Source organism: Micrococcales bacterium, from assembly GCA_009784895.1.
Lineage (GTDB): Bacteria > Actinomycetota > Actinomycetes > Actinomycetales > WQXJ01 > WQXJ01.
In genome coordinates, this window is the sequence record WQXJ01000013.1 from 1 (window position 1) to 12495 (window position 12495).

Consider the following 12495-nt stretch of genomic DNA (forward strand, 5'->3'; position numbering starts at 1 on the left):
ACCAGAGGCAAAACCGCCGGTCGCGGCACCAAGGGCACCAAGGCTCGCGGCCGGGTGCCGGCCCGCCTAGAGGGCGGCCAGATGCCACTGCATATGCGCCTGCCCAAGCTGCGCGGCTTCAAAAACCCGTTCACCACCCAGTACCAGGTAGTCAACCTGGACAAGCTCAATCAGCTCTATCCAGAAGGCGGCTTGGTGACCTCCGCCGATTTGGCCCTCCGGGGCGCCGTCAGGCCAAACCGGCTGGTCAAGGTGTTGGGCGGCGGTGACGTGACGGTCAAACTAGACCTTGAAGTCGATGCCTGCTCCAAGAGCGCCATCGACAAGATTTTGGCCGCTGGCGGGTCAGTCAGCGGTACGGACAGATAGAGTTGATCAGACTTCGCCCTAGGTGAGGTCGAACTAGGCACCGGGAGGGAATCAGTGCTTCGCACTTTCGCGAGGGCGTTTAGAACGCCGGACTTGCGCCGCAAGCTGCTGTTCACAATTGGCATCATGGTGCTTTTCAGGGTCGGCTCATTTATCCCGACCCCCGGTGTTGACTACGGCGCCATTGCCCAAATGCAGGAGCAGGCGGCGCAAAACGATCTGCTTTCGTTGATCAACCTGTTTTCTGGTGGTGCCTTGCTCCAGCTGTCGGTCTTTGCCCTGGGCATCATGCCCTACATCACGGCATCGATCATTGTCCAGCTGCTGCGCGTGGTTATCCCGCGCTTCGAAACCCTGCACAAAGAGGGGCAGTCAGGCCAAACCAAACTGACGCAGTACACCCGCTACCTGACCATAGCCCTGGCCGTGTTGCAGTCCACCATGGTGATTACCACGGCCCGGACTGGCCAGCTGTTTGGCAACACCGGCACCGATGTCCAGCTGATCTACAACGACGGCCCTATGACCATCGCTCTGATGATTTTGACCATGACTGCCGGCACCGGCTTGATCATGTGGCTGGGCGAGCTGATCACCGAAAAAGGTGTTGGTAACGGCATGTCACTGCTGATCTTCACCTCGATTGTGGCCGGCTTCCCAGGTTCGATGGCCTCGATTCTGCAGCGGGGCGGCCAAGGTAACGCGGTGACCAACTTCATTGTGGTGCTGGTGGTGTTCCTGGCCGTGATCGTGGCCGTGATCTTCGTTGAACAGTCCCAGCGCCGCATCCCGGTGCAATACGCCAAGCGTATGGTGGGCCGGCGAACCTATGGCGGTTCTTCGACCTACCTGCCCATCAAGATCAACACGGCCGGGGTCATTCCGGTTATCTTCGCCAGCTCGATCCTGTCTTTGCCTTCGATGCTGCTGCAATTCGCCGGCGACAGACAACTGCCTGAGGTATTCAACTGGCTGCAGAGGAACCTCCATTCCACGGCCGGGTTCTACATGCTCCTGTATGGCCTGTTGATCATCTTCTTTGCCTTCTTCTACACCGCCATCACCTTCAACCCCGAAGAAACGGCCGACAACATGAAGCGCTACGGCGGCTTCATCCCGGGCATCAGAGCCGGCAAACCCACGGCCGAATACCTGACTTATGTCATTAACCGAATCAACACTCCAGGTGCCATCTACTTGGCAATCGTGGCGTTGATTCCGCAAGTGCTGTTCGGGGCCCTGGGCATCACCCAAAACCTGCCGTTTGGCGGGACCACGCTGCTGATCATTGTTGGTGTCGGTCTTGACACCGTCAAGCAGATCGAATCCCAGCTCCAGCAGCGGCACTATGAGGGCTTTTTGAGGTGACTTGCCGCCTAGTTCTACTAGGTCCACCAGGTTCTGGCAAAGGAACGCAAGGGGCCATACTGGCCGAACGCTTAGGCATCCCGACCATCTCCACCGGTGCGTTGTTCCGTGACCAGATGGCTCGAGGCACAGCCCTTGGGGTCGAAGCCCAGACTTACATTGCCCAAGGCCATCTGGTACCGGACCGGGTGACCAACGCAATGGTTGATCAACGGCTAGATGGGGCTGATCTGGCCGGCGGTTTCATTCTTGACGGCTACCCGCGCAACGTCGACCAGGTGGCGGTGCTGGATGCGATGCTGGCCAAGCGGTCCATAGATATTGACGCCGCCCTTGAGCTGACCTTGCCGGAGGAGCTGATCGTTGACCGGCTGCTCAAGCGGGCGGTGATTGAAGGCCGGGCTGACGACACTGAACCAGTCATCCGCGAGCGGCTCAAGGTCTACCACGCCGAGACCGCGCCCATCGCGGCGCTTTACCGTGGCCTCAACGCCCTGCTGGAAGTTGACGGCCTGGGCACAGTCGACCAGGTCTCCCAGCGCTTGCAGGACCGGGTGGACTCTTTGGCGGGGTCGTAGGGTGTCCCGGCGCCGGATCGAGCTGAAAACCCCCGGTCAAATTGAGGCCATGCGAGCCTCCGGGCTGGTCACAGCGGCGGCGCTAGCGGCCTTGGAGGCCGCCGTTGTGCCTGGTGCAAAGGCCAAGTACCTTGACGACCTGGCCCGCGACATCATTCGCCAGCACGGCGCCGAGCCAAGTTTCCTGGGCTACCGAGGCTTTCCCGCCTCAATCTGCGTCTCGATCAACGAGGTGGTGGTGCACGGCATCCCCGAAGGCCAGGTCATCCACGAAGGCGATCTGGTGTCTGTCGATTGTGGCGCCGTGTTGGACGGCTGGCATTCAGACGCGGCTTTCACGGTGGTGGCTGGTGAAGGGTCGGCCGTGGCCGAATGCCTCAACCAGGTCGCGCGCCAGGCCCTGTGGGACGGCTTGGCGGCCTTCGCCAAAGCCAAGCATCTGGGTCAAGTTGGGGCCGCCATTGAACAAAGTGTCAAGGCCTCCGAACCGACGTTCTCTGTTGTCGAGGAGTACACCGGCCACGGCATTGGCACGGCCATGCATATGGAGCCAGAGGTGCCCAATGTGGCGCGGCGCTCCCGCAGTCCGCGTGTCTCGCCCGGCCTGGTGGTGGCAATCGAGCCGATGGTGGTGGCGCAGGCGATTGCCACATCCCTCGACTCAGATGGCTGGACCGTGCGAACCGTTGACGGCGGGTTGGCAGCCCACTGGGAGCACACCGTGGCCCGGACTGCCGCTGGCATTTGGGTATTGACCGCGCCCGATGGCGGCGCCTCAGAAATGCAGGCCCGCGGCGTCAACGTGGGACCCTAGTCGAGTGTCTGGCAACACTCTCCTAGGGTCCAGGGCAGCGTTTTCTGGCCGCATCTTCGCTGGTAGCCGTTTCACGGCTACCGCGTGCGACACGGCAGGGCCTGTTTTCAAGCAGGCCCCATGTCGAGTGCCTAACGACACTCTCCTAGGGCCCAGGGCGGCCATTTCTGGCCGCATCTTCGCTGGTGGCGCAGCGCGCGCACCGCGTGCGACACGGCGGTTGGTGTAATGGGTGGAGCACTGGGCGGTTTTGTTGTTGTCTCATTGCCCATCGCCGTGGGCTACACGGTGGCCCGGACCGGTTTGCTTGGACCGGCGACTCATGCTTCGCTTAGCCGGCTGGTTTTCTATGTCCTGATGCCGGTGCTGTTGTTCACCGTGCTAGCCAAGGCCGAATTGGACGTAGTTTTCTCCAAATTGGCCCTGACCTCCTTTGTCACCGCCTTGGTCATGTTTGCTCTCTACAGCCTGATCGCCGGACTGGTTTTGCGGCGCCAGGCCGGTGCGGTGGTGGTTGGCGCGCTCAGTTCCGGTTACACCAACGCCAATAACATTGGCCTACCCATCGCCATCCATATGCTGGGCCAGGCCTCACTGGTAGCGCCGGTGATTCTGTTCCAGACCCTGGTCTTTTCCCCGATCGCGCTGGCGGCGCTGGATCTGGGCTCTTCGCGGCGCGGCTCGCTGGGGCGGGTGCTGGTTGGGGCGTTGGCCAATCCGGTGGCGTTGGGTTCAGGGGTTGGGCTAGCAATCAACCTACTGCCATGGGATCTGCCATTTGTGGTGATGGACGCCCTTAGCTTGATTGGCGGTGCGGCGGTGCCAATCATGCTGATCGCACTGGGCATGTCGCTGTACGGGCGGCAGTCCCTCGGCTCGGGGACTTCAGGCCACGACGCCTTTCTGGCGGCCGGTTTCAAGCTGCTGTTGATGCCAGTGGTGGCCTTCTTGCTGGCGCATTTCGTCTTCGGTCTCGATTCTGTCCAAACCTATGCCGCCGTGGTGCTGGCGGCCTTGCCTACGGCCGGCAATGTTCACAACTACGCCATGCGCTTCAACCAGGCCACATCCTTGGCCCGCGACGCCATCACCCTGACCGTAATAGGCGGTGCCCCGGTGCTGCTGGCAGCGGCCGCCATCTTTGCCTAAACAGCTCCGCTAATGAACGCTGGCACGCTGACCAGGTTCGGTGATTTAGATCATTTGGATGAACCGGGCTTGCCAGGAGCCGCGGTCGCGCTCCATGCGCAGTGCGACGGTGCGCACCCGGCCAGGGCTGGTGCGGACCAAAGCGACCTCGAGGACACGCTCGTTGACCCGGCATAGACGCAGTTGGTGTCTAGATTGGCCGGCTGGACGGGGCCGGCTGCGGGCGGCCATGGCGTGCTGTTCTAGGCGGATAATGACGTCAGGACTGGCGTAACGACGCAGAGCTGGGGCGGGGGAATGCCCCTGCATGGCGGCCAGAATACAGGCCACTACAAACTTCAGGCAGACATCTGGTCTTTGGGCCCGGCCGGCAGGGTGGGGCATAGGCGGATGAGAGACCGTTCGAGTCAGGTCCATTGGACAACTCCCTGTGTCGTGGAGCCTGACCGGTGGCCAGACCCCGACCTTTGCGGACGCTGGTTGGCTAGACACCAATCAGCTGAGACGCGGAGCTCATCGCAGTCTCGATCCTCGACCACTAGTGCCAAGTCTGCTGGTGAACAATTCCCCTTGGCCACTTGTCGCTTTCAACGCACCTTGTTCACCGACTCCCGAGCGCCTAAGCCCGAGGACTGGACACTAGCCTGCACGATTTTCGCTAGACAAAGCCAGCGAAAATAGGCTGGCCTGTGGATGAGCCGGCGAACTACACCGCGGGCATTTTTGAGCCCTGGTCAGTAGCCCGGGCGGTTGAGGCATTGGACCCAGCCGGACTGACTGATGGCGGGCCGGCCACTGATTGCACCCTTTGCTTATGCAAAGTGTTAGCCGCACGGCTCTGGGGGACTTGGTCTGTGGTACCTACGCAAAGCGGTGCTTATTCGACAGTAGATTTCCTCTTCGCCGCGCGACCGGTGGTGCCAAGGGTCGTCGACTTGGGAATCGACAGGTCGGTTCCTTCGGGGAAGTAGTGGCGCAACTGATGACCAACCAGGCGCCACAACCGGTTCAGTACAGGTGGCTCAGGACTGACGAGGCTGCCTTGACACCGGAGCCAATGGCGGGCCCCGCCCGCCTGGCGACCTGGTCGAGCGGCTAGTTTGGCTGGTTCGGCCGGTCCTTGGCCCACAACACCTGTGGCTGCCGGATCAAGGCCGGGCTCCGGCCAAGCCAGACGGCGCTGAGGCCTGGGCCTTTATTTCTTTGCTGTCCGCTTGCATCTTGGTCACCTGATCTGTCAGACTGAAAGATGAACCGGTTCAGTGACTAAGGGGATCCAAGCCTGTGTCGCCTGTGGGCCGGGCTGTTGCACCGAATAGGAGGGATGGCGCAATTGGGCGAGCTTGATGTGGCTGGCTGGCGTCAGTCTCTTGACGAGGAGCTGCGCCACCGCATCATCCCGTTTTGGCGTTCACTGCGTGACGATGACTATGGCGGCTACTTTGGGCGCGTCGACTGGGACCTGAACCGCTGGCGGTTTGGCCACAAGGCCGCATTGCTCAACAGTCGGATCATGTGGTTTTTTGCCACCGCGGCCAAGCGATTTGGCGACGAGGATCTGCTGGCCGAGGCCCAACATGCTTTTCGTTTCTTGGTCGACCACTGCCTGGACCACGCCGGCGGCGGGGTGGTGTGGTCAGTCAGTCACGACGGGACTTGGCGCGACACTACTAAACAGGCCTACAACCAGGCCTTTGCCATTTATGCCCTGGCGGCCTATTACCGAGTCAGCCGGGACAAGGCGGCCCTTGACCTAGCCTTTGATCTGTTTGAGCTGGTCGAGCGACGCTTTGGCGCGGCACCTGGTTACATCGAGGCCTTCGATCAGAGCTTTAGGCCAATTGCCAACGACAAGTTGTCAGAAAACGGCGTACTGGCCGAGCGCACCATGAACACGCTGTTGCACACCTTCGAAGCCTACGCCGGCCTATACCAGGCCAGTGATGGTGAGGCGGCGGTGGGCCAGGCCATGGGTCGGATTCTAGATCTCTTCTGCAAGAGGATCTACAACCAAACAGAGCGTCGCCTCGAGGTGTTCTTTGACGCCAAGCTGGCCCCACTGCTTAACCTGCAGTCCTTTGGCCACGACATCGAGGCCTCTTGGCTGCTGGTGTGGGGAACGGATCTGCTCGGAGATCCTAAGCTCTCTCAGCGAGCCAGCGAGATTGGGGCTGGTCTAGTCGACTCTGTCTACAACCGCGCCTACCGCGACGGTTCGGTTGCCTTCGAAAGCCTCGACTCCAAGCTCAACACCAGCCGAGTGTGGTGGGTTCAGGCCGAGGCAATGGTGGCGTTTTACGCCGCCTCGACCAGAACCCCCGATCCGCGGCGAGCTCGGCTCTATCGCCAAGCGTCGCACCAGCTGTGGGACTTTTGCTCCAACCGCCTGGCCGACCCAAGACCTGGATCGGAATGGTTCTGGGCGGTTGACGCGGTGGGGCAACCGGTGCCCGGCCAGCCCATCGCCTCGACCTGGAAATGTCCCTACCATTCTGGCCGGGCCTGCCTAGAGATGTTGGCCTATCTTGAGACCCAGCCTGGAACTACCGTCACGGAGGATGAACGTGCTGCATCCTAACTACCACGCCCTAGCGGCCGAATATGCCGACCTGATTGCCCGCCCCAATTATGCGCTGCCCCAAGCCCGCGGGGTTCTGACCCGTTGGGCTAACCCGGTGTTGACCAGGGATCACATTCCCCCTGCCTGGGTCTTTGATCTCAATGTCGAAACCAACCCTCACTTTCTACCCCGCCTTGGCGTCAACTCGGTTTTCAACGCCGGGGCCATCAAGCTGGCCGGCCGCTACCATTTGGTGGCCCGGGTCGAGGGGGTCGACCGCAAGTCGTTCTTCGCGGTAGCAAGTTCTGACAGCCCAACTGAAGGTTTCGCTTTTGCCGACTATCCGGTTCAAATACCTGACACCGTGCCAGAAGAGGTCGACGTCTACGACATTCGGGTGACGGCCCACCAAGATGGCTGGATTTACGGTGTCTTTTGTTCTGAGGCCAAAGATCCCAACAACACCGAAGTCAGCGCGGCGGTAGCCTACGCCGGCCTGATCCGGACGCGTGACCTGGTGACATGGGAACGCCTCGGTAACGTGGTGACCTCTACCTCATCGCAGCAGCGCAACGTCGTGTTGCATCCGGAATTCGTGGACGGCCAGTACGGCCTTTACACCCGGCCGATGGACGGCTTCATCGATGTTGGTAGCGGCGGTGGCATCGGTTTTGGGCTGGCCCCAAACCTTGACCAGGCAGTGGTTGGCGCCGAGCGCGTCATCTCGCCGCGTCGCTTCCACGCCGTCTTTGAAGCCAAGAACGGGGCCGGCGTGGTGCCAATTAAGGGCCAGCGTGGCTGGTTGCACATCGCCCACGGTGTGCGACTAACTGCGGCCGGCCTGCGCTATGTGCTTTACGGTTTTGCCACCGCGCTAGACGATCCGGGCCGGGTGATTGCCGAACCAGGTGGCTACCTGCTGGCACCAATGGGGACGGAGCGGGTTGGCGACGTTGGCAACGTTGCTTTCAGCGGCGGCGCCATTGTGGGCGATGACGGCACCTGCTACGTCTACTACGCCTCGGCCGACACGCGCATGCATGTGGCCTCGGCCAGCCTCGAGGCTCTGGAGGACTACATTTTTGCAACTCCGCCAGACGCCCTGCGCTCGGTCGACTGCGTGCGCCAGCGCAGCGACCTGATTAGCCGGAATCTTGATCTGTTGGCGGCTGTGAACCGTTCCATCTGACCAGCCCACCGGACCGATCCAGACCACCTGGACCAGGCCGGTTCTCCATGGTTACCACATTGTTACCAAATAACTGAACCGGTTCATTGTATTGTCCGGCATTTGCCAGTAGCGTGGTACCCAGAGACCGCGGTGTGGCCGTGGGATCGCATCTTCGATGGCTCATCAAAGACGACGAGAGGACCTGACAATGAAGATCAAGGCGATGGCAGCGCTGGCACTGAGCGCGCTGGTGGCGACCTCTTTGAGCGCCTGCAGCAGCGACAATGAAGCTGACACTGCCTCATCCGAAATCAAAGGCGAAATAACTGTGTTGACCCACAGGACTGACCTTGACCAAGACGGCACGTTGAAGGGCTACGCCGACCGCTTCATCGCCAAGTACCCCGATGTCACAAAGGTTACCTTTGAGTCCATCACCGCCTATGACGAAGACGTCGCCCTGCGGCTGTCGACCGGTGACTTTGGCGACGTGTTGTCAATACCAAACGGCGTCACCAACGACCAACTGGCAAGTTTCTTTGAGCCGTTCGGCGCCATGGCGGACCTTGAAGGCAAGTACCGCTTCCTGGACGCTTTCGCAGTTGGTGACCAGGTCTACGGCTTGGCCCAAGGCGGCATTGCCACCGGAGTGGTCTACAACACCAGAATCTTCGCCGAGGCCGGGATCGACAGCCCGCCCACAACCTACGACGATTTCTTTGCGGCCCTGCAAGCGGTCAAGGACAAGACTGAGGCCATCCCGCTTTACACCAACTACAAGGACGCCTGGCCGCTGGGTGACCTGCAACGCAATATGGGCGCGGCCCTGGGCAACGCCAACGCCAGGAACGATATGACCCAGACCGACACCCCCTGGGCCGAGGGCGGCGACGCCTATTGGCTCGATTCGCTCATCTATGACGCAGTTGACAAGGGTCTAACCGAGGACAGCCCGGCCACCACCAACTGGGAAGAGTCCAAGACGCTGCTCGGCACCGGCCAGGTGGCCACGCTAGTACTACAGTCCTGGGCTATCTCTCAGATGCAAGGGGCGGCCGAGGAGGCCGGCGCCTCGGGCGACGACATCGGCTTCATGCCGGTGCCTTCAGCTGAAGCTGGCAAGAGCTACGCCGCCGTGCTGGGCGATCGTTACTACGCCATCAACAAGGACTCCAAAAACAAGGCCACGGCTCAGGCTTGGGTTGAGTTCATGATCGAAGAATCAGGCTACGACGCCGACCAAGGCTTTGTCTCAACCCTGTTGACAGCGCCCCTGCCGTCCAATTTGTCTGCCTTGACCGACCTTGGCACCGAGCTGTTTGAACCGACCGCGGCACCGGCCGGCCAAGAGGGTCTATTCGACGCCATCGACCAGGCGGCCGAGATCGGCTGGTCTTCAGGCCCCTATCGCCAAGCCTTAGTTGATCAAGCGCGTGAGCACAAACCCAAGGCGGAGGCGTTTGATGCGCTCAACGCCAAATGGGCCCAAGGCAGGGCTGAGGCCGGCTAATTAGTCTGCGCCAAGCTGCTTGACGGGTCTGGTCTGGTTGCTAGGTTGGGGGTTGGGGTCTAGAGGAAGCGACCCCGGCCCCCGGCCTTGCCAGCACAGGGAGGTGAGCGCTCTTGAGTGACGCCCTGGTGCGGCCGGTGCCCGCCGGACGGCCGGCATCGGCGCGGCGAGGGGGCCAAACCAGAAAGCCCTTGACCAAGCGCAAAGTCATTCGGGCCATCACCCCCTGGGCCTTTCTGGCCTTACCGCTGGGACTGTTGGTCCTGTTGACCTACCTGCCAGCGGCCAACCTGATCCGCTATTCGTTTACCAGCTGGGACGGGATTGGTCCGGATCAAGACTGGGTGGGGCTGGCCAACTACCAACGGATGGCGACCGACCCGAGCTTGTACCGGGTGTTGCTGGTCAGTGGGTTTTACCTGGCAGGCGCCTTTATCCAGATGGCGATCGCGCTCTACTTTGCCACCATCTTGTCCTTCAAAGTCAGGTTCAAGAACTTCTTCAAGGGCGTCTTGCTCTTTCCATATCTGCTCAATGGTGTGGCCATTGGCTTTGTCTTTTTGTACTTCTTCAAACCAGGCGGAACTCTAGATGTGACCTTGGCTTTCTTGGGGATTCACGATCCACCGCTCTGGCTCGATGAGCCCGGACTGGTTAACGCCTGCCTGTCCGGGGTATCTGTCTGGCGTTTCACGGGTTTGAACTTTGTCTTGTTCCTAGGAGCCATCCAGTCGATTCCAGGCGACCTGTACGAGGCCGCCAGCCTGGACGGCGCCAATTCCTGGCACCGCTTTTGGTACATCATCCTGCCCGGCATCCGTCGGGTCGTCACCTTGAGTTTCATCCTGGCGATTTCCGGGGCCCTTTCCGTCTTTGAGATCCCGTTCGTGATGCAGGGTTACGCTGTCCGCTCCAAGACCTTTGCCATTCAGGCCGTCGAAAAGGCTTTCGTCAACCACAAGGTCGGGCTGGCTGCAACTATGTCGATTGTGCTGCTGGCTTTGGTGCTGTTGGTTACCTGGCTCCAGCGGCGTTTCTTCCCCGACGAGAGGATCGACTTAGCATGATCCTGGTCCGTTTCCTGGCCGGCTGTGGCAAGTACGTCTCCTTGCTTATTGCCGCGGTGGTTTGCATTGGCCCGCTGGTGGTAGTGCTCTTCGCCTCGCTGAAGACCTCAGAGGAATACGCCCGGACCGGACCGCTGGTACCGCCACAAGACTGGGTCAACCTTTCGAACTACGCCACCGCCTTTAGTCAAGGTCAGATGGTTCGCGGCTTCATCAACACGGCCATCATCTTGGGTCTGTCCCTCCTGGGCGCCATCTTCGCCGGGACCCTGGCGGCCTACGCTCTTGATCGCTTTGCTTTTCGTGGCCGCCGCCTGGTCTACAACGCCTTTCTCGTAGCCAGTTTGATCCCTGCGGTGTTGATGCAGGTGGCGACCTTCCACATCATTTCCGGGCTGGGTTTGTTCAACACCCGAGGCGCCGCCATTTTGCTGTTCATGGGCACTGATGTCATCGCCATATACATCTTCTTGCAGTTCATGGCTTCAATACCGGTGTCGCTCGACGAGGCCGCCATGCTGGAAGGAGCTTCGCGCTGGACCATCTACTGGCGCATCATCTTGCCGCTGTTGCGCCCGGCCATCGCCACGGCGGTAATAATCAAAGGCATCGCCATTTACAACGAGTTCTACATCCCGTTCCTGTACATGCCGTCAGGTGACCTGGGCGTCATTTCAACTTCGCTGTACCGCTTCAAGGGGCCTTTTGGCGGCCAGTGGGAGATCATCTCGGCCGGCATTGTGCTGGTGATCGTGCCCACGCTGGTCTTGTTCTTGTTCCTACAACGGTTCATTTACCGGGGACTTGTCGCCGGGGCTGTCAAATGACCCCGAAACGGCCGAAGGCCGCTAGTGTTACCGGCGTGGGCAGGCCAACCATCACCCAGATCGCCGAGCTGGCGGGCGTGTCAAAGTCCGCTGTCTCCTACGCCTTAAACAACAAGCCCGGGGTTTCGCCCGCCACTAGAGCGCGGATTATGGCCGTGGCCAACCAGTTGGATTGGCGGCCCTCGAAGGCGGCCAGGGCTCTGGTCTGCAACCGGGTCGGGGCGATTGGCTTGGCGCTGAACCGGCCAGCCAGGTTGCTGGGCCTGGAACCGTTCTACATGGAGTTCATCTCCGGGGTCCAGGAGGTCTTGGCGCCCAGAGACATTCTGCTGGTGTTCAAAGTGGCTTCGACACTAGATGAGGAGATGGCGACCTACCGGTCCTGGGCTTCTGCCAAGACGGTTGACGGTGTGCTTCTAACCGACCTGGTTGAACAAGACCCGCGCCCAGCTTTCGTGCGCCAGCTGGCCTTGCCGGCGGTAGTGGTGGGTCCGCAGCCAGATGAGTCCACGGTGGCGCGTTGGACGTCCGATGCCGCGGCTATGCGTGAGGTGGTGCGTTACCTTGTGGCGCTGGGTCACCGGGATATCGCTCGAGTGGCCGGGACGGCCAACTACTTGCACGTCCAGGACCGCTCCGCCGCCATGGTGGACGAAATGGCGGCGCTGGGCCTGGCGGCGCCGACCATTTTGAACACTGACTTCAGCGAAGAACAAGGCATCCAGGCCACTCGCCGGCTCTTGTCCCAACCCGAACGCCCCACCGCCATCGTCTACGACAACGATGTTATGGCGGCAGTTGGTTTGGCGGTGGCGGCAGAAATGGGTGCCCAGGTACCCGGCGATTTCTCGTTTGTGGCCTGGGATGATTCGCTCCTGAGCCGGATGGCCCATCCGGCTTTGACCTCGACCTCGGTCCAGGTCCATCGCTATTCGATGGCTGTGGCCCAGGCCCTGCTGGACTTAGTCGACGGTGGTCAGCCGGATTCGGGACCCTTTGGCCAACCGGGGATCACCGTCAGGGCGTCAACCGGCCGCCCCAAGTAACGGTCAAGACGAATCTGGCTGCGGCCTTGTTGCCAG

General features: G+C 61.0%; 11 protein-coding genes and 1 pseudogene. 11 read left to right on the forward strand and 1 reads right to left on the reverse strand.

Translation table 11 applies throughout. The features are described 5' to 3' along the window. The 5 genes from rplO to FWD29_03665 form a co-directional block, all read left to right on the forward strand. Window positions 1-369: 50S ribosomal protein L15 (gene rplO, locus FWD29_03645; GenBank protein ID MCL2803036.1), on the forward strand; the 369-nt coding region annotated here is incomplete at its 5' end. Between the two features lie 54 nt (window positions 370-423). Continuing rightward, window positions 424-1737, forward strand: a complete 1314-nt coding sequence (gene secY / locus FWD29_03650) for a preprotein translocase subunit SecY (protein ID MCL2803037.1) — start codon at window positions 424-426, stop codon at window positions 1735-1737. After that, a complete protein-coding gene (locus FWD29_03655) occupies window positions 1734-2315 on the forward strand; it encodes an adenylate kinase (GenBank protein ID MCL2803038.1) in 582 nt (193 codons plus the stop codon). The genes secY and FWD29_03655 overlap by 4 nt, the downstream gene beginning before the upstream one ends. A 1-nt stretch (window position 2316) precedes the next feature. Then, on the forward strand, window positions 2317-3129 hold the full coding sequence (map, locus tag FWD29_03660) for a type I methionyl aminopeptidase (protein ID MCL2803039.1): 813 nt from the start codon (window positions 2317-2319) through the stop codon (window positions 3127-3129). 228 nt (window positions 3130-3357) lie between these two features. Continuing rightward, window positions 3358-4278 (forward strand): AEC family transporter, encoded by a 921-nt coding sequence (locus FWD29_03665; GenBank protein ID MCL2803040.1) that lies wholly within the window; start codon window positions 3358-3360, stop codon window positions 4276-4278. A gap of 45 nt (window positions 4279-4323) precedes the next feature. Here the strand turns inward: FWD29_03665 and FWD29_03670 are convergent, their stop codons facing one another. Continuing rightward, window positions 4324-4695, reverse strand: coding sequence for an Rv3235 family protein (locus tag FWD29_03670; protein ID MCL2803041.1), 372 nt, complete (start codon window positions 4693-4695; stop codon window positions 4324-4326). A gap of 907 nt (window positions 4696-5602) precedes the next feature. Between FWD29_03670 and FWD29_03675 the strand changes: the two genes are divergently transcribed. The 6 genes and pseudogenes from FWD29_03675 to FWD29_03700 all read left to right on the forward strand — a co-directional run bounded on the left by FWD29_03675 (window position 5603) and on the right by FWD29_03700 (window position 12459). Beyond that, window positions 5603-6856, forward strand: a complete 1254-nt coding sequence (locus FWD29_03675; protein MCL2803042.1) for an AGE family epimerase/isomerase — start codon at window positions 5603-5605, stop codon at window positions 6854-6856. Window positions 6857-6926: 70 nt separating this feature from the next. Then, window positions 6927-8027: pseudogene (locus tag FWD29_03680) on the forward strand (glycosidase). A 190-nt stretch (window positions 8028-8217) separates the two neighbouring features. Next, the gene (locus tag FWD29_03685; GenBank protein MCL2803043.1) at window positions 8218-9519 is read left to right on the forward strand and encodes an ABC transporter substrate-binding protein; all 1302 of its coding nucleotides are present in this window, start codon (window positions 8218-8220) and stop codon (window positions 9517-9519) included. A gap of 191 nt (window positions 9520-9710) precedes the next feature. Beyond that, window positions 9711-10586, forward strand: coding sequence for a sugar ABC transporter permease (locus FWD29_03690; GenBank protein MCL2803044.1), 876 nt, complete (start codon window positions 9711-9713; stop codon window positions 10584-10586). Continuing rightward, window positions 10583-11413 (forward strand): carbohydrate ABC transporter permease, encoded by an 831-nt coding sequence (locus FWD29_03695; GenBank protein ID MCL2803045.1) that lies wholly within the window; start codon window positions 10583-10585, stop codon window positions 11411-11413. Before FWD29_03690 ends, FWD29_03695 begins: the two co-directional genes overlap by 4 nt. Beyond that, a complete protein-coding gene (locus FWD29_03700; GenBank protein ID MCL2803046.1) occupies window positions 11410-12459 on the forward strand; it encodes a LacI family transcriptional regulator in 1050 nt (349 codons plus the stop codon). Before FWD29_03695 ends, FWD29_03700 begins: the two co-directional genes overlap by 4 nt. The last annotated feature ends 36 nt before the right edge of the window (window positions 12460-12495 follow it).